The organism is Phyllobacterium sp. K27 (assembly GCF_054796155.1).
This window is the reverse complement of record NZ_CM139240.1, coordinates 1,791,814-1,813,539: the sequence shown is the minus strand read 5'-3', so window position 1 is coordinate 1,813,539 and position 21,726 is coordinate 1,791,814. Positions and strand designations below refer to the sequence as shown.

At 52.8% G+C, this 21,726-nt stretch carries 21 protein-coding genes and 1 riboswitch; of the genes, 7 read left to right on the top strand and 14 right to left on the bottom strand.

Annotated elements, in window-relative coordinates:
• Position 1: 1 nt before the first annotated feature.
• A complete protein-coding gene (locus tag ACYJL1_RS08775; protein ID WP_460895057.1) occupies positions 2–949 on the top strand; it encodes an ABC transporter permease in 948 nt (315 codons plus the stop codon).
• Positions 946–1,788, top strand: a complete 843-nt coding sequence (locus tag ACYJL1_RS08770; protein WP_460895056.1) for an ABC transporter permease — start codon at positions 946–948, stop codon at positions 1,786–1,788. The genes ACYJL1_RS08775 and ACYJL1_RS08770 overlap by 4 nt, the downstream gene beginning before the upstream one ends.
• Here the strand turns inward: ACYJL1_RS08770 and cbiB are convergent.
• From cbiB to cobA, 4 genes are read right to left on the bottom strand one after another with little or no spacing between them, the layout of a single operon-like run.
• The gene (cbiB, locus tag ACYJL1_RS08765) at positions 1,785–2,765 is read right to left on the bottom strand and encodes an adenosylcobinamide-phosphate synthase CbiB (RefSeq protein WP_460895055.1); all 981 of its coding nucleotides are present in this window, start codon (positions 2,763–2,765) and stop codon (positions 1,785–1,787) included. The two genes, ACYJL1_RS08770 and cbiB, sit on opposite strands and share 4 nt — an antisense overlap.
• Positions 2,766–2,773: 8 nt before the next feature.
• Positions 2,774–3,805 (bottom strand): threonine-phosphate decarboxylase CobD, encoded by a 1,032-nt coding sequence (gene cobD, locus ACYJL1_RS08760; protein WP_460897980.1) that lies wholly within the window; start codon positions 3,803–3,805, stop codon positions 2,774–2,776.
• The gene (locus tag ACYJL1_RS08755; protein WP_460895054.1) at positions 3,805–5,103 is read right to left on the bottom strand and encodes a cobyrinate a,c-diamide synthase; all 1,299 of its coding nucleotides are present in this window, start codon (positions 5,101–5,103) and stop codon (positions 3,805–3,807) included. The genes cobD and ACYJL1_RS08755 overlap by 1 nt, the downstream gene beginning before the upstream one ends.
• On the bottom strand, positions 5,100–5,939 hold the full coding sequence (gene cobA, locus ACYJL1_RS08750) for a uroporphyrinogen-III C-methyltransferase (protein ID WP_460895053.1): 840 nt from the start codon (positions 5,937–5,939) through the stop codon (positions 5,100–5,102). Before cobA ends, ACYJL1_RS08755 begins: the two co-directional genes overlap by 4 nt.
• Positions 5,940–6,043: 104 nt before the next feature.
• Here cobA and ACYJL1_RS08745 point away from each other — a divergent pair, with 104 nt between their 5' ends.
• Positions 6,044–7,159 (top strand): cobalt-precorrin-5B (C(1))-methyltransferase, encoded by a 1,116-nt coding sequence (locus tag ACYJL1_RS08745; RefSeq protein WP_460897979.1) that lies wholly within the window; start codon positions 6,044–6,046, stop codon positions 7,157–7,159.
• Positions 7,152–7,901, top strand: coding sequence for a cobalt-precorrin-6A reductase (locus ACYJL1_RS08740; protein WP_460895052.1), 750 nt, complete (start codon positions 7,152–7,154; stop codon positions 7,899–7,901). The genes ACYJL1_RS08745 and ACYJL1_RS08740 overlap by 8 nt, the downstream gene beginning before the upstream one ends.
• On the opposite strand, the gene cobM is transcribed toward ACYJL1_RS08740, so the two are convergent.
• The 3 genes from cobM to ACYJL1_RS08725 are packed head-to-tail and all read right to left on the bottom strand — an operon-like array spanning position 7,893 to position 9,484.
• Positions 7,893–8,654, bottom strand: coding sequence for a precorrin-4 C(11)-methyltransferase (gene cobM, locus ACYJL1_RS08735; RefSeq protein ID WP_460895051.1), 762 nt, complete (start codon positions 8,652–8,654; stop codon positions 7,893–7,895). The genes ACYJL1_RS08740 and cobM overlap by 9 nt on opposite strands.
• Positions 8,655–8,663: 9 nt before the next feature.
• Positions 8,664–9,056, bottom strand: coding sequence for a cobalamin biosynthesis protein (locus ACYJL1_RS08730; protein WP_460895050.1), 393 nt, complete (start codon positions 9,054–9,056; stop codon positions 8,664–8,666).
• Entirely contained in the window at positions 9,056–9,484 is a 429-nt protein-coding gene (locus ACYJL1_RS08725) for a tellurite resistance TerB family protein (RefSeq protein ID WP_460895049.1), read from the bottom strand. The genes ACYJL1_RS08730 and ACYJL1_RS08725 overlap by 1 nt, the downstream gene beginning before the upstream one ends.
• Positions 9,485–9,657: 173 nt before the next feature.
• Here ACYJL1_RS08725 and ACYJL1_RS08720 point away from each other — a divergent pair, with 173 nt between their 5' ends.
• Complete coding sequence (locus ACYJL1_RS08720; RefSeq protein ID WP_460895048.1) at positions 9,658–10,449, top strand: TSUP family transporter; 792 nt, start codon at positions 9,658–9,660, stop codon at positions 10,447–10,449.
• Positions 10,450–10,480: 31 nt separating this feature from the next.
• Here ACYJL1_RS08720 and cobO read toward each other — a convergent pair whose 3' ends face one another.
• The 7 genes from cobO to ACYJL1_RS08685 form a co-directional block, all read right to left on the bottom strand.
• Positions 10,481–11,119, bottom strand: coding sequence for a cob(I)yrinic acid a,c-diamide adenosyltransferase (gene cobO / locus ACYJL1_RS08715; protein WP_460895047.1), 639 nt, complete (start codon positions 11,117–11,119; stop codon positions 10,481–10,483).
• A 26-nt stretch (positions 11,120–11,145) separates the two neighbouring features.
• Positions 11,146–14,877, bottom strand: coding sequence for a cobaltochelatase subunit CobN (gene cobN / locus ACYJL1_RS08710; protein ID WP_460895046.1), 3,732 nt, complete (start codon positions 14,875–14,877; stop codon positions 11,146–11,148).
• Positions 14,878–14,888: 11 nt separating this feature from the next.
• Positions 14,889–15,941 carry a cobalamin biosynthesis protein CobW gene (cobW, locus tag ACYJL1_RS08705; protein WP_460895045.1) on the bottom strand — a complete coding sequence of 351 codons (1,053 nt, stop codon included), beginning with the start codon at positions 15,939–15,941 and terminating at the stop codon, positions 14,889–14,891.
• Between the two features lie 4 nt (positions 15,942–15,945).
• Entirely contained in the window at positions 15,946–16,464 is a 519-nt protein-coding gene (cobU, locus tag ACYJL1_RS08700; RefSeq protein ID WP_460897978.1) for a bifunctional adenosylcobinamide kinase/adenosylcobinamide-phosphate guanylyltransferase, read from the bottom strand.
• 5 nt (positions 16,465–16,469) lie between these two features.
• Positions 16,470–17,198, bottom strand: coding sequence for a CbtA family protein (locus ACYJL1_RS08695; protein WP_460895044.1), 729 nt, complete (start codon positions 17,196–17,198; stop codon positions 16,470–16,472).
• 124 nt (positions 17,199–17,322) lie between these two features.
• A complete protein-coding gene (locus tag ACYJL1_RS08690) occupies positions 17,323–17,502 on the bottom strand; it encodes a CbtB domain-containing protein (protein WP_460895043.1) in 180 nt (59 codons plus the stop codon).
• Positions 17,503–17,551: 49 nt separating this feature from the next.
• Positions 17,552–17,785, bottom strand: a riboswitch (cobalamin riboswitch).
• Positions 17,786–17,845: 60 nt separating this feature from the next.
• Positions 17,846–19,303, bottom strand: a complete 1,458-nt coding sequence (locus ACYJL1_RS08685; protein ID WP_460895042.1) for a cobyric acid synthase — start codon at positions 19,301–19,303, stop codon at positions 17,846–17,848.
• A 108-nt stretch (positions 19,304–19,411) separates the two neighbouring features.
• Here ACYJL1_RS08685 and ACYJL1_RS08680 point away from each other — a divergent pair, with 108 nt between their 5' ends.
• Together ACYJL1_RS08680 and mmsB are read left to right on the top strand one after the other, a co-directional pair.
• A complete protein-coding gene (locus tag ACYJL1_RS08680; RefSeq protein ID WP_460895041.1) occupies positions 19,412–20,578 on the top strand; it encodes an isobutyryl-CoA dehydrogenase in 1,167 nt (388 codons plus the stop codon).
• 28 nt (positions 20,579–20,606) lie between these two features.
• Positions 20,607–21,497 (top strand): 3-hydroxyisobutyrate dehydrogenase, encoded by an 891-nt coding sequence (mmsB, locus tag ACYJL1_RS08675; protein WP_460895040.1) that lies wholly within the window; start codon positions 20,607–20,609, stop codon positions 21,495–21,497.
• Positions 21,498–21,726 lie beyond the last annotated feature (229 nt).

Below are 21,726 nucleotides of genomic sequence, written 5' to 3'. Positions count from 1 at the left end.
CATGCTGAGCTACGCGTCAAAGCGCGTTCTCATTGGCATCATTACGTTGCTCGCGGCATCAATCGTTGTATTCGCCGTCCTTGAAGTTGTTCCGGGCGATCCCGCTCGCCTGATGCTTGGTATGAATGCTACCGAAGATGCTGTTCGAGCCTTGCAAGAGCAGATGGGTTTCAATCAACCGCTAATCTCACGATATTTCAGTTGGATTGGCGGTCTGCTGACCGGAGATTTCGGCAAGTCCTATACCTACTCGGTTCCTGTGCTTGATCTTATCAAAGAGCGAGTTGCGGTGTCCTTGCCTCTTGCGCTGATTTCACTCTTTCTCTCCACCATGATTGCTATTCCGGTCGGACTATTTTCAGCTTCAAGGCGGGGAAGCCTAGCCGATACTGCTACAATGGGCGCAGCACAAATCGGTGTGGCAATTCCAAATTTTTGGTTCGCGCTTCTCCTTGTCTACATATTCGCTGTTGTATTGCGGCTTTTGCCGGCAGGTGGATTTGCGGGTTGGGAAAATGGTTTATGGCCAAGCATCAAATCGCTGATCCTGCCGTCCGTCGCCCTGGCCCTGCCCCAAGCAGCAATACTTGCACGGGTATGTCGCTCTGCTTTGCTGGACGTGCTCGGCGAAGATTACATTCGCACTGCCCGCGCCAAAGGATTATCGCGCCGTAAAGTGCTTTATCATCACGCTTTGCGTAACGCACTGATACCGGTTTTAACTATTATTGGCATGCAATTCTCCTTCCTTCTGGCCGGAACGATTATCGTCGAGAACGTATTCTATCTGCCGGGGCTTGGACGTCTGGTATTTCAAGCAATCACCCAACGCGACCTGATCGTCGTAGAGGGCGTCGTCATAATACTCGTGGCCACCGTTATCGCAGTGAATGTCCTCGTTGATCTTTCCTATGCCATTGTCGACCCGCGTTTGTGGAGCCGCTCGTGAGCCGCCAGACAGAATTCAAAAGCCTATTCGCCAACAGGTCATTTCTGATCGGCGCAATCATTACGATTGTCGTGGCATTGATGGCTGGCCTGTCCTTCATATGGACACCTTACAGCGTCTCCGCACTTGATATAGTAGCGAAATTGAAACCACCATCAATGGCGCACTGGCTGGGCACCGATCATTTTGGCCGCGATATCCTGTCGATGATCATGGTGGGCAGCCGCGCTTCGATTTTTGTCGCATTTGTTTCTGTTGCCATTGGCGCTGGTATCGGTATCCCGCTGGGACTTTGGGCAGCAGCCCGTGGAGGTATCGTCGATGAGATGCTTATGCGCTTCAATGATCTCATTTTCGCCTTCCCTGCACTCCTGTCAGCCGTCATGATTACCGCTATTTTTGGTCCTGGAGCAATTAACGCAATCATTGCCATCGGCATCTTTAACATTCCGGTATTCGCGCGCGTCGCACGAGGCGCCGCTCTAGCGCTTTGGGTTCGGGAGTTTGTCCTTGCTGCTCGTGCTATCGGCAAAAGCGAAGGCCGCATCACTGTCGATCATATTATGCCGAACTTGGCCAATGTCCTGATCATACAAGGCACGATCCAGTTTTCGCTCGGCATTCTTGCCGAAGCGGGACTTTCCTATGTCGGGCTTGGCGCTCAACCGCCGATGCCAAGTTGGGGTCGCATGTTATTCGAGGCACAGACGATGATCGGCTTGGCGCCTCATATGGCGCTGTTTCCGGGACTCGCCATCATGCTCACAGTGCTCGGGCTCAATTTGCTTGGTGATGGCCTCAGAGACCTTCTTGATCCAAAATTGCGCTATCTGCGTTAGAAAAGCAGTCCCACAACGAAGAGAATCAGAACTACTATCGCAAAGATCGCCGTTGTGACTCGGAACACATGCAGCGCATCCTCGATATTCTCCAGCCCCGCATTGCGCCGTCCTGCACCATTCAACATCGGTTCGTTTGCGATAATACCGCCATAAATGCGCGGGCCCGCCAGCGCCACATCAATTGCCCCGGCCATTGCCGCTTCAGGCCAGCCAGCATTTGGCGATCTATGCAAACGGGCATCCCGCATCATAACATCAAAAGACTGTTTGGCAGCGCGGTAACCGTACACGGCCCAAGCTGCACAGGCGATCAATAAGCCTGTTAAGCGTGCCGGTATCCAATTAGCAACATCGTCAAGCTTTGCAGCAAAACGGCCAAAATCGCGATGGCGATCATTCAAGTGCCCGATCATGGAGTCTGCCGTGTTCAGCATTTTATATGCGAACAGGCCCGGAAGACCCAACAAAGCGTACCAGAACGCCGGTGCAATGATTCCATCGGAGGTGTTTTCCGCAAGGCTTTCTATGGCGGCACGGCCGATTGCAGGCTCATCGAGAATGTCGGGGTCACGACCAACGATCATTGAGACAGCGCGCCGCGCGCCTGTAAGCCCTTCTTCGCGCAGCGCTATCGCAACACGCTCAACATGATCGCCGAGACTCTTCTGAGCCAGGAAAACTGCCACTATAATGGCTTCGATAAGCCCGCCAAACGGCGGGATGGTTCGTAGAGCAAGATGGACAAAGAAACCGATAGCTGCCGACAGCAACAGCAGGGCAAGTACAGCCAGAAAACCGTCGCGGCGCCGCTGCTGGTCGGAGTTGTCGGGCCGATTGAAGCGTTTATCTGCATATGAGATGGCGCTTCCAAACATGACAACCGGATGCGGTATTTTTTTCCACAGCCATTCAGGATCGCCAAAATAGCGATCTGCCAGAAGAGCAAGAAACAGGATCAAGAGGTTGATTTCCATTACGGATTCTATCCTGTTGAATCAGAAAATGAGTTTTGGACCGCACCTAGCGCCAGGACAAGACGCTTATGCAACCGGCTCGCGGCAGATTCGTCCAACGGTAGTCCAAATCGCAACCACCGCGATGCATAGGCAAATTTCCGCGTCAGCACATGGCGATCGCACAATGCGGCATGAAGCCGATGCGCATGATCGAATTTCACCAGAGAAAACAGCATTGTTCCACCAATCTCGGTTAGTTGAACCTCTGCTAGAACATCTGCGAGCAATTTGCGGCGAATTTTCAATCTTGAAGTGTACTCCCCCAAGAGCTTTGCATCAGAAAACGCATGCGTTGCGATGGCAAGCGCTGGTCCAGACACGGCCCATGGTCCAAGTCTCAACTTTAATCGCTCCGCGCCAGCGTGGGTGGTCAAAGCAAAGCCGAGGCGCAAACCGCCAAGACCGAAGAATTTGCCAAATGATTTGAGAACCACCAACCCATTCATACCTGCCTGTGAGGCAACACTACACTCTGGATGCGGGTCAGCGAAGGCTTCATCAACAATAAGATGCCCGCCTCTGCTATCCATTTCTTTGGCAAGTTCAATCAGGGTTTTTGCTGGTATGATTCGCCCGTCGGGATTGTTCGGATTGACGATCACTGCAACTTTTGCCGAGCGAGGAACCTCGTCAATCCCGACACAATATGAAACACGCCACCCGGCCTCTTTGAACGCTCGTTCGTGCTCCTGATATGTAGGGCCAAGAATTGCCACCTCACCGATTGGCGTCAACTCCGGCAATATCTGAATCAGAGCCTGAGTACCGGGTGCAGCAACCACGCTTGCCTCACCAGTGGCGCCATAATAGCGCCGCGCTGTGTCAATCGCTGTGGTCAGCAGCATCTGATCCGGCAATCGATTCCAGATTTGCGGTGCGATTTCAGGCAAAGGAAACATTTCCGGATTGATGCCAGTCGAAAGATCGATCCAATCTGACGACGTACCGCCAAACCGCGCTACAGCGCCATCAAGAGCGCCACCATGTTCAATCTGCATCATCCAACCAAATCAATCACATGCATATAGGAGCCACTGACAGATCCCACGCGTAAACCAGCATCTGCCAAATCATTGCCCAAAGCATCATTGACGCGAAACAAGCGATCAGCATTTCCTTCACGCACGATGCTCGCGTAGTGAAACTCGTGTCCTGTCAAAGATGTGTGGAAAGGCGCGCCCTTGAGGGGTGTCAGTCGACGATAGCCAAGATGCATTTTTCGCTTGGCAAAGCTCGTTTCGACGGGCAGAAGCCCGAGCATCCTGTGGGAAACCCCTACAGCATCGTCGATGCTCTCGCCCAGCACCATATAGCCTCCGCACTCACCATAGATTGAAACGTTTTTTGCCGCTGCCTGCTTCATTCCCTCAGTGAAACGAGCGGCTGCTGCCAGCTTTTCTGCATAAAGCTCAGGATAACCACCAGGCAAATAGATCGCATCACAATTTGCAACAGGGACTTCATCGGCAAGCGGTGAGAAGAAGCTGATCTCGGCGCCGCGTCTGCGCCAGCCATCCAGCAGATGCACATAGGAAAACGCAAAAGCATTGTCCCGTGCCACTGCTATTCTCTGCCCCAATGGGGGAACACGCTTGATATTGGCCATCGCCTCCAATGAGCCATATCGCCCCGCAATGTCGAGAATACCTCGAACATCAACCCTTTCAGTGATCACTAAACCAGCATTTTCAACGAAACTGTCGAGATCGCGATGCTCGCCCGCCTGGATGAGGCCCAGATGCCTTTCCGGAAGTTGCAATTGTTCGCTTTTTGGGAGTGATCCCAGTATCGGAATTCCGACCGGCTGCAATGCCGAGCGCAGCATCATTTCATGACGCGCGCTGCCTACTCGATTAAGAATAAGCCCGGCAATCATGACATTTCGCCGGAAATCACGAAACCCGCAGACAAGTGCGGCAATTGAGTGCGATTGGCGGGCACAATCGACAACCAGAATGATCGGCAAAGACAAATGACTGGCCAGATCAGCAGCAGAGCCCCTGCCGTCCGCAGCGCCGTCAAATAGTCCCATCATGCCTTCAACGATCAATGTCTTGCCGCCTTCTGTATGCCGGGAGGCTAACGCACTGATGAGATCTGGCCGCATAGCCCAAGGGTCAAGATTGACACAAGGAGCGCCACCAGCAACCGCATGGTATGCAGGATCAATATAGTCCGGCCCTGCTTTTGCAGGAGCAATAGCAACACCTAAATTGCGCAATGCGCGCAGAAGGCCAAGCGTAACCGTTGTCTTACCGCTACCCGATGATGGCGCGGCGATCAGCACCCCTGTCATCCGGCGTCCTTTTCCTGCCGCGTACCGAGCGGATCATTTGTCAGAACGCGACCTTCGAGTGCGCCCAGCCAATCCAAAGCGCCGCGCAGTCGAACGACCTGCCCGACGACCACTATGGCTGGTGGCTTGAGATTGGCCGCCTCCACATCAGATTCTGCTTTCTCCAGTGTTGTTTCCAGAACCTGCTGATGAGCGGTACTGGCGTTGCAGACGAAGGCGACAGGTTCGTCAGATGGGCGCCCCGCCTCCATCAAGCGGGAAGCTATAAGACCAATATGTTTCATCGCCATGTACATGACGATAACAGCAGAGCCTTGCGCAATGCTTTTCCAGTCCATCGAATCCGGAACAAGTCCAGTCGCATCGTGTCCTGTCAAAAAGGTTACGCTCTGATTGGTCTCGCGATGGGTAACCGGGATACCGGCATAGGCCAACCCGCCAATACCAGCCGTGATGCCGGGAACAATCCGAAATGGCACATCATGTTCGACAAGAGTTAGTGCTTCTTCGCCGCCCCTGCCGAATACAAATGGATCACCGCCCTTGAGACGCAGTACCCGATTGCCCGCACGTGCAAGTTCAACAAGCCGAAGAGAGATATCACGTTGCTGCGGTGAAGGTTTGCCACCACGCTTGCCGGCATATTCCAAAACAGCGGACGGGTGAGCGAATGAGAGGCACTCTTCGTTGACGAGCGCGTCATAGACAATGATATCAGCCTGTTCCAGCGCATTGACGGCATGCAACGTCAAAAGTCCTGGGTCTCCAGGTCCGGCTCCAACAAGCCAGACATGGCCAACCTCAAATTTCGGCATCTCTTTTCGCTTTGCGCGCATCGCTAAACCTCGCTCATCTGCGCATAGCACAATTTTTCCATCTGCAAGATGCACCTGTCGGAAAAATCATGCAACGATTGCGCAAGCTGGTCTATAAGGTTGAAATGAACAACGAGCCTGAGACAACTTTGCGCAAACCACAAGCAACCAGCGGACCGCCTTTGCGCCGAGGCTGGACAACCGGCGCATGCGCAACTGCGGCAACGAAAGCAGCATTGCTCGCTCTGATCACAGGCGAATTTCCTGATCCGGTGGCTATCATCTTGCCGAAAGGCGAAGTGCCGCACTTCCTGCTCGCCATAGAATCGATTGGTGAAGGTTATGCGATGGCTGGCATTGTTAAAGATGCCGGAGACGACCCTGATGTAACACATGGAGCAACTATAATCTCTACGGTCTTCCCGGCGCCGCCGGGAAGCGGCATACAGTTTGCCGCTGGCGAAGGGGTTGGCACCGTTACGCTACCCGGTCTCCCCATTCCTCCCGGGCAAGCCGCTATAAATCCGGTTCCCCGCGAGATGATGACAAAGATATGCGAAGAAATATGCGCAGAATATGATTTGCCAACCGACTTGCTGATCGTAATCTCGGTTCCAGAGGGCGAAGAACTGGCCAAGCAGACATGGAATCCTCGCCTCGGCATTGTCGGCGGCATTTCCATTTTGGGGACAACGGGAATTGTGCACCCGTTTTCTTGTGCTGCGTGGATACATTCCATCCATCGAGGCATTGATGTTTCTCGCGCCGCAGGGCTAAAACACGTCCTTGCGGCAACGGGCTCTACGTCCGAGGATGCTGCGCAGGCCATATACGATTTACCGGAGATTGCTCTGCTTGATATGGGCGATTTCGCTGGTGGGCTACTGAAGTATCTCCGGGTTCACCCAATTGATAAGCTCACCATCGCTGGCGGGTTTGCGAAATTGACCAAGCTTGCGCAAGGTGCTCTGGATCTTCATTCGGGTCGCAGTCAAGTCAATATGACCTTTCTGGCGGATGAAGCAGAAAAACTCGGGCTCGATCCTGCCGATAAAAACCGGATTCTCAATGCTAACACGGCCATGGAAGTGCTTGAAATATCTCAAACACTTGGGGTCGACATCGCACGCGCAGTTGCCATGAAAGCGAAAAAGACCGCGATAGATACTCTGAAGGGCGCTCCCGTGGAAGTAGAGGTGATCGTGACCGATCGCAAAGGGGCGGTACTCGCCCGTGTCTGAAACAACAGTCCTCATTCTGGGAGGAACGGCAGAGGCAGTTAAACTCGCTTCGCGTTTGCAAGCTCCTCATCTTCGCGTCATTTCATCGCTGGCTGGCCGGACCCTTGCTCCTGCAAAAATCGAGGGGGAAGTCCGCGTTGGTGGCTTTGGCGGGCCACAGGGGTTGGCCGATTATCTCAAGTCTGAAAACGTGAAACTGTTGATTGATGCAACCCACCCTTTTGCCACGCAAATATCGGATAACGCTATTCTCGCGGTCTCTGCCGGAAGCCCGACCGCTTTTGTAAGACTTGAGCGCCCTGCATGGTCTAAAAAACCTGGCGATAAATGGACTTCCGTCGATACGCTGGCGCAGGCGGCAGAGGCCATTCCATCAAAAGCACGGGTACTGCTGGCTCTTGGCAAACAACATATCGCAGCATTCTCCAAGCGGAACAACGTACACTTCGTGGTTCGCATGATCGATCCGCCGGAAACACCGCCTGATCTTGTTGACTTTGAGCTAGAGTTGTCCAAACCCAGGACCGTTGAAGACGAGAGCAGCTTCCTGATTGCCAAGCGAATCAGTCACATCGTCTGCCGCAATTCGGGCGGAAAGGCTTCCTACGCCAAGATCACGGCAGCGCGTGATCTGGGTATTCCTGTCATTATGATTGAGCGGCCACGACGCCCTGATGTCCATACATTGCCCGATGTTGAAAGCGTCGTCGGTTTTGTAGGAGAAACGTTGAAGTCACTTTGAACCAGAGCGCAAGGTGTGACTGTGGTTCTTATGATAAAGCGCTGAATCTCTAAAACCGTCCGCCGATAACCCCCGTCCAACGAAGATCATCGCGGAACGCATCAATCCAGAATCAGCAACCTTTTGTGCGATATCCGCAATCGTTCCATGAAGAAACTGTTCGTCCGGCCACCCCACACGATAGGCGATAATAACTGGACAATCAGCGCCATAAAGCGGCGAAAGCTCCTCCTCAATACGTTTCAAATTACGGATCGACAAATGGATGACCATGGTGGCACCGGATTTGCCTAAGGTCGCAAGCTCCTCGCCTTCCGGCATGGCAGACGATTTCATTGAAGTACGCGTTAGAATGATGGTCTGACACACTTCCGGAACCGTAAGTTCCTTTTTAAGCGCAGCAGCGGCGGCAGCAAAGGCAGGCACGCCGGGCGTTACATCATACTCAATGCCAAGCGCATCCAGGCGTCGCATTTGTTCAGCAACCGCTCCATAAATCGACGGGTCGCCTGAATGCACGCGCGCCACGTCCTTGCCCTGTGCATGGGCCAGCTCAAACTCTGCAATAATTTCATCGAGATTAAGCGAAGACGTATCCACCACGCGCGCGTCTTTTGGCACCTCCTCAACCATTTCCGGCGGAACGAGCGAGCCAGCGTAAAGGCAAACCGGGCAGGATTGAATCAGCTTCAATCCCCGCACTGTGATAAGGTCAGGGGCACCGGGGCCCGCACCGATAAAATGAACAATCATGGTAATTCGCTATGGCTTTTGGTTGTAGACTGCAAGCGCTGCAGTGGCGTGAGCTGATTTTGTCTTGCCAACAATGAGTTGTGCTTTGGCCCCAGCACCGGCAAGAGCAGCAGATTCCGCGACACCATGACAACCGACAAGCGCGAAAACCTGCGCTGACGGATTGAGCAAGCGCGGTGTCTCCACCTCTAACCTGGCAGCATCAAACGCGTACAAAGGAACTCCAAGGCGAGTCGCCACATCGACAATCGCCGGCTCATTTATACGCTGATCGATAGTGAACACGCCAACCAGTTGCGAAATGTCTTTGAGGACCGCGCTTATCACCTGCTCTGCTAAAGCAAGCAACTCCGCTGGATCACAACCACGCTCGCAGCCAAGGCCAAGGGCATAGGATTCCATCAATGAGGCTTATGCAACTCTTCCGGAGTCACGCCCAACGTTTCCGCTGTCTTGCGGATAAGATTGGCTTCCTTGGGATCAAGCTCATTATCCGCATTTGCGATTGTCAAAAGATGGCGCAGCAGTTGCACCTTACGTTCAAAAGGAACATCGGCAAAGGCAAGCGCCGCTTGGCTGCTTGTCGTCTCATAGCCAAAATCTTTGAGATATTCAGCAACTTCTCCGAACTCATCAGGGGAAATACCAAAATCGGTCGATGCTATACGCATGATCGCAGCATACTCGGCCTTTTCAGTTTTTCCATCCGCCAACGCGATATGCAAAAGCAGCAGAAGCTCGGCTGTGAGCACTGGATCATCCGCCACCTTCTGCACCGCGCTTTTCGTACCCAGGAACGCCGTAATCCGGTCAAATATGCTTTCGCTCATTATACCCCCAAATGATTTGACGTAATTGATTGCAGCGCAACCCAGCTATTTCAAGTGCGTAAACAACACAGCGGCGGCTTAATCGCATCAAGCCGCATAAAACCGCGCGCAAAACTGCTCGCCAAAAAGGAAAATCCAACTATTGTCCGCGGCGTTCCAACGAGTCTCCCGCCATGTCCGCATTTTTCGATAATGTTCATCTGATTTTGATCGCTGCTGCCTTCGCAGCTGGCTTCATCGACTCGATTGCGGGAGGCGGTGGATTGGTAACCGTACCCGCTCTCTTGCTGGCGGGTATGTCACCGTTGGAATCTCTTGGTACCAACAAGTTACAATCACTCTTTGGCTCTGCCTCTGCAACCATTGCCTATGCACAAAAAGGCCATGTTAATTTGAAGAAGCAGTTGCCATCAGCCTTGATGGCGGTTTTCGGTGCAGTTGGAGGTGCCCTGCTAGCAGGTTTTTTACCCGGGAACCTACTGCGCGCCTTTTTACCATTATTGCTGATAGCCATCGCGTTGTATTTTGCGGTGAAACCCAACATGGGCGACGTAGATCGTGCGCAACGTCTGACACCCTTTTTCTTTGGCATCTGTATCGTGCCTTTAATCGGCTTCTATGATGGGCTCTTTGGCCCGGGTGCCGGTTCGTTCTTTATGCTTTCTTTCGTTTCCCTTGCGGGTTTTGGCCTCTTGAAAGCAACGGCTCACACAAAACTGCTGAACTTCTCCTCAAATCTTGGCGGGTTCATTACATTTGCCTTGCTCGGCGCAGTAAACTGGAAGATCGGTCTGCTGATGGGTGTGGCCCAGTTCATTGGTGCACGTGTTGGCGCTGGCATGGCAATGAAAAACGGCGCGAAGATTATCAAGCCGCTTCTCATCATCGTGTGTTTAGCATTGGCAACGAAACTGCTGATGGAGGCCGACAACCCAGTCCGTGTCTGGTTTTCCGAACTTTCCTAAAGCCAACAAGGCCCGAGTTAGCTTCTCGTTGTCAGAACTCAATACCCTTCTGCGCTTTTATGCCCGCACGGAAAGGATGTTTGATCATTTCCATTTCCGTCACAAGGTCGGCGAACTCGATAAGTTCGTCTTTAGCGTTCCGGCCTGTAATGATAACGTGTTTCATGTGTGGCTTCTGCTTCAGAACCTCGATGATTTCATCAATGGGCAGATAATCGTATCGAAGCGCGATATTCAATTCATCGCAAAGCACCAATTCAGTTTCATCATCCAAAATCATTACTTTGGCCTGCTCCCATGCATCGCGCGCCATCGCAATGTCACGTGCACGATCCTGCGTTTCCCAGGTAAACCCCTCACCCATGGCAGAGATCGTTACTTGTTCCGGAAATTTTTCGAGGACCCAACGCTCGCCCGTGTCCCACGAGCCTTTGACGAATTGGATGACGCCGATTTTCATGCCGTGCCCCAAAGCACGGAAAACAACACCGAAGCCGGCAGTGGACTTGCCTTTGCCCTTGCCGGTATTGACGATGACCAAGCCCTTCTCATCCGTCTTTGTGGCTTGTATTTTATCGCGGACAGCCTTTTTCTTGCGCATCTTGTCAGCGTGGCGTTCGTTGATTTCCGCCTCGGTCAGATTCTGCAATTTTTGTGATTTTTCAGCCATTTGGCGTGTCCTCCCGAATCATAATTTCAAGCAGCAAGCTTGCTCAGTTCAAATCGCGCCGAATTGGAACGCGGCGACCAAAAACCGCGATCTACAGCTGCTTCCAGCTTCTCGGCAATATCGCGCAAGGCATGGGGGTTTTTCTCAGCCAGAAAAGCCCTCACATCATCGTCCACCAGAAATGCCTGATAGACTGCTTCAAAATGATGATCTCCCACGGCGCCTGTCGTAGCGGCAAAAGCAAATAGATAATCAACCGTGGCGGCCATTTCAAAGGCGCCCTTATAGCCATGGCGCATAACCCCTGCAATCCACTTGGGGTTGGTCACCCGCCCGCGCACAGTTCGCGCAATCTCTTCTTCCAGAGTACGGATGATTGGTTTTTCAGGACGCGAATGGTCATTGTGATAGATCGTCGGGCGCTCACCCGACACAAGCTCCACCGCCGCGGACATCCCGCCTTCAAACTGGTAATAATCATCTGAATCAAGCAGGTCGTGTTCACGATTATCCTGATTTTGAACAACAGCATTTACTGTCCGTAACCGCTCTTCAAGAAGTCCACGCTCGGCCTTGCCTTCTTCGCCTGCACCATAGGCGTATCCGCCCCAGACGAGCCACGCTTCCGCCAAATCATCCCGCTTTGCCCAAGCGTTCTCGTCCATCAGCGCTTGTAGCCCGGCACCATAGGCACCTGGCTTTGAGCCAAAAATACGAAATCCCGCGCGTTGTTTGGCAAGCTTGTCGTCGGCACCTTCCGCGATCAACCGCGCCTGTTCACCGCGCATCCGCGTTGCAATGGGATTATCCTGCTCGTCCTCATTCAAAGCACCAACTGCACGAACTGCTGTATCGAACAATGCGATCTGATCTGGAAAGGCATCGCGGAAGAACCCGGAAATACGCAAGGTCACATCGATGCGCGGGCGGCCAAGCGAAGCAATCGGGATGATTTCATAGCCAGTTACCCGGCGGGATGCCATGTCCCAAACTGGTTTCGTTCCAATCAGCGCCAGCGCTTGCGCAATGTCATCGCCGCCGGTTCGCATATTCGAGGTGCCCCAAGCAGTGAGGCCAAACGAAGTTGGCCACTCGCCATGATCCTGCGTGTAACGCCGGATCATGAGCTCGGCAGATTTTTGCCCCAGTTCCCACGCGGCAGGCGTCGGTACGGCGCGCGTATCCACAGAGAAGAAATTGCGGCCTGTTGGTAAAACGTCTGGTCGACCACGTGTTGGTGCACCAGATGGGCCAGGAGCGACAAAGCGCCCATCAAGTGCGGTCAGAAGCGCATTCATCTCAGCATCGCCACATGCCGAAACAGCTGGATGTAGATTGTCGCAAATGCCTTCGAGCACTGTTGCGGTCGCAATCCAGTTTTTGGGGCAATCAGTTTGACCAGCAACAAGCTTCGCAGCCAAAATCTCAATGCGCTCGACTGTATCGCCAGTAATGCGCCAAAGAGCATCAGAAACGGTTTTAAGACTGTCTGGCCGCAGACCATTCCATGGTTCCGCCATATCACAATCAAGCGGATCAAAGCCGTCGAGCTTGAGATCAATTGCAATGGCACGTTGCAGGCTCTGATCAGCTCCGGTTCCCGCGCCGCGGGGTACGCGAGCCAGAGCCACAACCAAATCAGTTAACAAGGTGCCTTCCGGCGATTGCCCGAAAATGTGCAATCCATCACGAATCTGCATTTCCTTCAGATCGCAAAGGTAGGCATCAAGCTTCTGTAGAGCAAGGTCATCAGGATCATGATCATGAATACCAGCATCGGTGTCGAGGCCAATGTCACGCACGAGATCGAGAATTTGTCCCTTTAAACGCATGAGACGACGTGGATCAACGCCAGAGGCTTCGTAATATTCATCAACAAGCGCCTCGAGATCTTTCAGCGGCCCATAGCTTTCAGCACGTGTGAGTGGCGGTGTCAGATGATCAATAATAACTGCCGACGAACGACGCTTTGCCTGCGTACCCTCACCCGGGTCATTGACGATAAAAGGATATATGTGGGGGACAGGGCCTAGAACCGCCTCCGGGTAACATTCTTCGGACAGCGCAAGGGATTTACCGGGAAGCCACTCCAGATTTCCGTGCTTGCCGACATGAACAATGGCATGGGCACCATAAACATTCCGAAGATAGGCATAGAAGGCTATATAACCGTGCGGCGGCACAAGATCAGGCGAATGGTAGGTCTCTTTCGGATCAATGTTATAACCACGAGCTGGCTGAATGCCCACAAGAGTTTCACCGAACCGCGTCAATGGCAACGCAAAGACGCTATCGTCTGTGACGAAATAAGGGTCGGCTTCTGGTTTCCCCCAACGCTCGACTACACCAGCCTGAATCGATTGAGGAAGAGTCTCGAAGAAGTCACTGTATTGATTGAGCGAAACTGTTTCGCGCACTTCGCGTCCGTCATTCGCCGCATTGGTTGGCCCCGCCATCAAATGATTAATCAGAGCATCGCCATCGGCTGGAATATTGGCGACCGGATAGCCCTGTTCGCGCATTTTATGAAGTATGTGCCATGTGGCGGCTGGCGTGTCCAAACCAACGCCATTGCCAAGACGACCATCGCGATTAGGATAATTCGCCATGATCAAAGCTGTCAAACGCTTGGCAGGTTTTGTGATGCGAAGCCGCGCCCAGTTCGCAGCCAGTGCCGCAACGAACACAACGCGATCGGCCAAGGGCTCATGCGTAACAATATTTGCCTGAACCGCTTCATCAAAATGACGAGCGGACTTGAATGACACCGCGCGGGACAATACTCGGCCATCGATCTCGGGCAGCGCGACATTCATCGCCAGATCGCGCGCTGAAAGACCCTGATCGGAATTACGCCACTGATCAACACTTGAACCTGAGAAGATCACCTGCAAGACAATCGCGCCATCATGTTCAAGCACTGTCGCCTTGCGGGATGCGCCCGGCACTGAAACCGCAAATCCGGTAGCATTGAGCACCACAGCAGGCGCAGCCTCATTAAAAATACCTGTTAACGTCGCCACTGAAACCGGGTCTTTCAAACTGGAAACAAAAACGGGCAAAGGATTAAGACCCTTTGCCTTTAGGGCATCAATCAAAGCCTCGACAGGTTGCATTTGTCCGCTTTGTACAAGCGCCCGATAGAAACAAATGGCAACAATCGGCGCATCTGGCTTCCAACACGTTCGCAATTCAGTGAGTGATGGAGCAGTGCTGCCCGGCCACCATAGGCCGGATTTCAAAAGTGGAGCCGCCTCTTGCGGCTTGTCGCCGCCATTGATCATTGCCGCGCAATAATCGAGGAAGCGTTGTGCATTCTGCGCTCCGCCTTCCAGCAGGTAATGCCAGAGAGCATCGCGGTCCTGACGCGCGACTGTGCAAAACCGGTCCAGCCCCGGGTCCGGCTTGTCATCACCGGGAAGAACCGCCAACTGTACCTTATGATTTACCGCGCAAGCGTGGAGTGCTTCCAGCCCATAGGGCCAATAGCTCTCTCCGCCGATAATTCTGACGATAATTAGCTTGGCGTGTTGCGCTGTCCGCTCGATATAGGCATCGACAGACATAGGATGGGCGAGTGCCATCATATTCGCCAAGCGCAATGACAAGCCGCTTCCAGTTTGCCGTTGAGCCACGCCAAGACTTGCAAGTTCTGTATCGGCAGCAGAAAGAAACAACACATCCCCAGGCATCTGGCCTAGATCAATTGCCTCGGTGCCTTCAGCGATCGTACCTTTTTGGGCAAGCAGGAGATGCATTCAATTTCCGATCAGGCAGCAGCGGCATTAACAGCTGATGCAATGGCTACGGAATCAATGTCGTGCAGACCAATAACAACAAGCTTTGTCTGGCGCTCTTCGCCCGGATGCCAGCTGCGATCGAAATAATGCTCAATGCGTGAGCCGACCGCTTGAACGACCAGACGCATCGGCTTTCCGGGTACATCTACGAAGCCCTTAAGCCGCAGCACATTATGATCAACAATGACATGCTTCAACTTCTCAACAAATGATTTGGGTTCAGCAATCGGGCCCAGACCAACGACAAAACTCTCAAACTCGTCATGATCGTGATCTTCGCCTGCCTCATGGTCCATCTCATGATGCGACTTACGATTGGCAATATCCTCCTCGGTGCCAATGCCAAGACCGAGCAAAAGTTCGTTGCTAAGCTTGCCAAAGCTCGCTGAAACCATATTAAGCGAACGAGATGAGCGGCTTTGCACATCGCTCTTAACACCAGCAAGCTGTGCATCGTCGATAAGATCGGTTTTATTCAAAACAATGAGATCCGCGGCGCGAATCTGATCCTCGAACAGTTCTTCCAGTGGGCTTTCATGGTCAAGCGATTCATCCTGCTCACGCTGAGCATCTACCTTGTCATGATCATCGGCAAAACGGCCCTCCGACACGGCAGCCGCATCAATAACGGTGACAACACCATCAACGGTCACCTGTGTCTTGATCTCCGGCCAGTTGAAAGCAGCAACGAGTGGCTGTGGAAGAGCAAGGCCGGACGTCTCAATGACAATATGATCAAAGCGCTCAGGCCGATCCAGAAGCTTGGTCATGGTAGGGATGAAATCATCCGCCACGGTGCAACAGATGCAACCATTATTGAGCTCGATCATATCTTCATCACGGCACGCTTCGATACCGCAGCCTTTGAGCAAATTCCCGTCAACGCCAAGATCACCAAACTCATTGATGATGAGCGCAATACGCTTGCCATTGGCATTCTCGAGTAAATTACGGATCATCGTGGTCTTGCCCGAACCGAGGAAGCCTGTGATCACCGTTGCTGGAATCTTGTGACCCTGCATATTATTATCCCTTCATTTTGAGCGGCAATCCTGCCGCCACGAAATAAACATTCGACGCGATATTTGCCACGGCTTGATGCAACCGGCCTGCGTGATCGCGAAACTCACGCGCCATGCGGTTTTCCGGCACTATTCCGAGCCCGACCTCGTTGGAAACCAGTATTATGGCTCCCGGGAGTTGGCTTAACGTGTTTGCAAGGCGCTTCACTTCTGTGTCGATGTCGCGGTCAGCCATCATCAGATTGGTCAACCACAATGTAAGACAATCAACCAGAATTGCCTTATCGCCACCGGCTAGGCTTTCCAGCTTATCGGTAAGATCAATCGGCTCTTCAACCGTGGTCCACCGGGACCCGCGCCGCGCTTTATGATGTCCGATCCGTTCAGACATTTCATCATCCCAAGCTCTGCCAGTTGCCAGATAAATGGCATCCAACCCGGATGCCTCGACCAAGCCTTCAGCAAACGAAGATTTGCCGGAACGCGCGCCTCCGAGAATAAAGGTGACTTGGCGTTCCAGCATATGCATCAGGCGGGCTCAAGCTCCGACGAAGCATAGTTCTGGATTGCCCAGCCGAGTGCAGTCCCAAGCACGACCCAGAAAAAGAGATTGGTCGCAAGTGTTGAGACGGCAAATTCAGAAGCGAGCGTCGGAGGCACAGCCGATGTCAGATCCTCTGCTTCAGGTGCGCCATAAATATGGGGAGCGACGATCAATAGAACACCAAGAGTTTTCGCCCATATCTGCTCACGAAGGACAATCAGATAGACACCGCCTGCCGTCAGAACCACGGTTATCAGCCACCAAGCCTGTCGTGTAGCCAAATCGGCTGCAGGCATGGCGGGCAATTCAGGTGCAAGGCTGAATGCCGGTGCGAAATTGAAGATGAAGAATCCTGCGAGACCCCAATAAATTCCGTTCTGTAACGTAATACGGCGGCCAAGGAAAAGTGCGGCTGCACCGGTGATCAGCGCAAAACCTGCTCCGGCCACCAGATTGATCAACAGCGTGTTACCGAAGCGCCCGAACGGCAGCTCAGGTCCGGCCTCTTCCCCATGGTCGTGCGGAGCGACCGCGGCAGGCGCGGCGTCAGTTGTAGCCGCCGGGGCATCATGGGAGTGACCTTCACCACTCGCACTTTCATATTCTTCCGCGTGTAAAATGAGCGGTACATTTTTTACATACATGGCCGGCGTCAAAACAATTCCGGCAAAAAGTCCGGCTAAGATCGTAGCCAGCAGATATTTGACCAACATGGAATTTACTCCCAATTCCAAAAGCGAGGCACCGGGCACCTGAAAAGGTCCCGGACCAAACAAACCATCATTGTTTCAATGCTTAAGAGTCGACGGCTGAATCAGTGTTTCAGCTATCAAAGACTTAATGGCAAGGAAATCCATATGAATGGCGGGAGTCGTGCGCTGTATCATGCAGCGTTTCAGAATGTGAAAGACCGACGCCATAAATAATGAACACACCAAGCAGCAAAGATACAACCGCTGTGGTCAGACGCGATGCGAGCGGGAGAGAAATTGTATTCGAAGTACGAACAGCCGCCATAACAACCTCCGTGCAGGGCCAGAAGGGACAATCCCCCTCGGTTTTGGGCACTATTACCCTATGACTGGCAGGTCTCCTGGCTCGCGGGTCGCAAGATAAATGCCGCCTTCCCGGTTTCCCAGTGACTGCTGTCCGCTTTCGCATTCAGCATGGCATCTAACCTAACCGCTCTACAGTCGCGGGGTCGGCTGCGGTGGGATCGCCCTAATGGGTACGACCGTCGCATTCCCTTTTGATCCCTTGGCCTTTGGCCAATGCGGGAACCAATCATCTTTCGAACGTTATTCACCAAGCTGTCTAAAAGTCAAACGAATCTGCGACACCTTCACCGCTGCTAACGTCATCAGGCGGGTTTAAGAGCAAACAGTGCTTCAATATCCAGAACGGACTCCAATTGTGCAGCAATAGAGTCGAGTGCAGAATCCACCCCAGCATGATAATCTAGAGTGCCAGCGGATATCCCCATAGACTTTAAGAATGCCGCCCGAAATGCATCTGCACTGAAAAGACCATGCATATAGGTGCCGAACACTTTGCCATCCGCGGATATTGCGCCGTCCGCCACGCCATCAATATTCACGGCTGGACGGATGCAATCGGGGCCAGTCGTTCGACCGAGATGAATTTCATAGCCTTTCAAGGGCAAATCAAACTGCAATGAATGGGCCTGGACATTGCGTACGGTCTTTTCCGGCTCCATAACGGTATCGATATCGAGATAACCAAGTCCTTTGATTTCGGTGGTACTTCCTTCAATCCCTTGAGGGTCCGATACCGTTTTACCAAGCATCTGGAAGCCGCCGCAAATGCCAATAATATGACCACCTCTGCGCCTGTGCAGGTCGAGATCCTGGTCCCAACCATTTTCACGGAACTGCTGAAGGTCGCCAATCGTCGATTTGGAACCCGGAATAATGACCAAACCGGCATCTGCGGGTAGCCGCTCACCACTTCGAACCATGACCACCTCAACCTGTGGTTCGGCTATAAGTGGATCAAGATCGTCAAAGTTAGCAATGCGATCAAGCACGGGAACGGCAATCTTTAATGCGCGCTCACCGCCTTTGACGAGGCGTTCCAGTACGACCGAATCTTCGGCTGGCAGACGGGAAGCATCTTTCAACCATGGAACAACCCCGAAGGACGGCCAGCCCGTAAATTGCGTAATGGATTTCAAACCATCATCGAAAAGCGAAATGTCGCCTCGAAACTTGTTGATAAGATAACCGGCGATCATATTGCGATCTTCCGGTGAAAGAATTGCATGCGTTCCCACAATCGATGCGATCACCCCGCCCCGATCAATATCGCCCACAAGCACAACCGGCACGTTGGCTTTGATGGCAAAGCCCATATTGGCGATGTCTCCGGGCCTCAGATTGATTTCCGCGGGTGATCCGGCCCCTTCAATGATCACAATGTCAGCGCCGGCGCGAACAATATCCCATGATTCCATCACCGCATCCAGCAATCTGGCCTTGTACTGCTGATAATCCCTGCCCTTTGCCTGCCCCCAGATTCTACCCTGAACAATGATCTGACTGCCAGTTTCTGACTGAGGTTTCAGTAACACCGGGTTCATGTGAACAGAAGACGGCACGCCACAAGCCAGCGCTTGCAACCACTGTGCCCGCCCGATCTCGCCACCATCATCACTCACTGCGGCATTGTTTGACATATTTTGTGGCTTGAATGGCACAACCTTCAAGCCGCGATTGCGCGCAAGTCGGCACAATCCCGCTACGAGAACGGATTTGCCAACGTCTGAGCCTGTTCCTTGCAACATGATTGCGTGTGTCATGGGCTTTGAGTAGCGGATATGTCTTTCTCTTCCTAGCCCCATGCAAGCCGTTGCACGCTTGCGTGCATTCGATAGAGTGACATGCATGAATACTCGGGAGGAACTATAATGGACGCAGTCGTTGATACGGCGCCCAGCCAATTTGAACTCAATGAAGATCAGCTGGCAATTCAGGACATGGCACGCACTTTTGCGGCTGATCAGGTAGCGCCCAGAGCACTGGCTTGGGACCGCGACAAACACTTTCCGGCTGATGTGATCCGCGAGACGGGTCCTCTTGGCATGGGCGGTATTTATGTGCGCGAAGAGTTCGGCGGATCGGGTTTGAAGCGGCTTGATGCCGTATTGATATTTGAAGCCCTTGCGGCGGCATGCCCGGCATTTTCTGCTTTCATATCAATCCACAATATGTCGACATGGATGATTGATCTATTTGGAACAGATGCTCAACGGCGGGAATTTGTACCGAAGATGACGTCTATGGAGTGGTTAGGCAGTTATTGCCTGACGGAACCGAATTCGGGCTCTGACGCTGCAGCGCTGAAGACAACCGCTGTTCTGGATGGTGATCATTACGTTTTGAACGGTGCGAAGCAGTTCATATCCGGCGCCGGTGACAGCGATATCTACGTTACCATGGTGCGCACTGGTGAGGCCGGGCCGAAAGGCATTTCCGCGTTGATCATAGCCAAGGATGCTCCCGGCCTGTCATTTGGCGCAAATGAATTCAAGATGGGCTGGAATGCACAATCCACCCGCACAGTTATGTTTGATAATTGCCGGGTGCCCGTAGCAAACCGGCTTGGCGCGGAAGGTGATGGATTCAAAATTGCCATGGGAGGGCTCGATGGCGGGCGTCTGAATATCGCAGCATGCTCTCTGGGCGGCGCTCAATCCGCACTGGACAAAGCCATTGCCTACGCGTCAGAACGCAAAGCGTTCGGCAAGGCCATTAACCAGTTTCAGGCATTGCAATTCAAGCTTGCAGATATGGAGACAGACCTTTCCGCAGCACGCATGCTGCTCTACACCGCAGCATCAAAGCTTGATGCAAAGGCGCATGACGCATCCAAATGGTCCGCAATGGCCAAGCGCTTCGTAACCGACAAAGGCTTTGATATCGCCAATGACGCTCTTCAAATCCATGGCGGTTATGGTTATCTGCACGATTATGGCGTGGAAAAAATCGTTCGCGACCTACGTGTCCACCAGATATTGGAAGGTACGAACGAGATTATGCGGGTGATCATCGCGCGGCATATGATTAAACATTAAAGCAGAATATTCAGGGAGGAGTGCTGCGATGACGACAATCGCCTTTATAGGTCTGGGCCATATGGGTAATCCGATGGCCGCCAACCTGGTCAAAGCAGGGCACACTGTTCTGGGCTTTGACCTCTTGCCAGAGAATTTATCCATTGCGACAGCCAATGGTGTAACGGTCGTATCAAGCGCCGGGTCCGCCGTCGCAGAAGCAGATGTCGTCATCACCATGCTGCCGGCGGGGAAACATGTTCTCTCGGTCTACGAATCTGTGGCAAAAGAAGCAAAAAGTAATGCGCTTTTTATTGATTCATCGACAATTGACGTCGATTCTGCACGCAAGGCGCATGAAATCGCCCATAGGAACGGACTGCTTTCCGTTGATGCGCCCGTTTCCGGCGGAATAGGCGGGGCTGCAGCAGGCACTTTGACTTTCATGGTTGGCGGGAGTGCCGATGCCTTTTCTAAAGCCGAGCCAGTGCTGAAACACATGGGCGCAAGAATTGTCCATTGTGGCGACGCCGGTAATGGTCAGGCAGCAAAAATCTGCAACAACATGATCCTTGGTATTTCAATGATTGGCGTTAGCGAGGCTTTTACGCTGGCGGAGAAGCTGGGGCTCTCCCACCAGTCGCTTTTCGACGTCGCATCAACCTCCTCCGGTCAATGCTGGTCGCTAACGACATATTGTCCGGTTCCTGGACCCGTTGCCACCTCCCCCGCGAATAATGACTATCAGCCAGGATTCGCGGCTGCTTTGATGCTAAAGGATTTGAAGCTCGCTCAGGACGCTGCGAAGAGCGTTGGCGCTGCAACGCCACTCGGCTCACATGCTGAAGCCATCTATGCACAGTTCAGTGCCGCCGGAAATGAAGGCTCAGACTTCTCAGCCATCATCAATCAACTGCGCACAACCGAGCGCAAAGACTAATGCCAAATAAAAACATATGCGAAAATCCGCAAATTTAGGTTTGGTTAAGCTCTCGATAACCTCGCGGTAACGATGTCCGGTTAAAACTTTACGGGTGAGTAGTTCAAGACCCTGCTCACCGCTCCGGATCGGGTACTGCGTACCGGAGTTGTATCTCCTGCCGAATTTATCACTCGGCAGATACCATATATTTTGGCAAAAAACCGCGCTGCGTCATAATTGGCAGGGC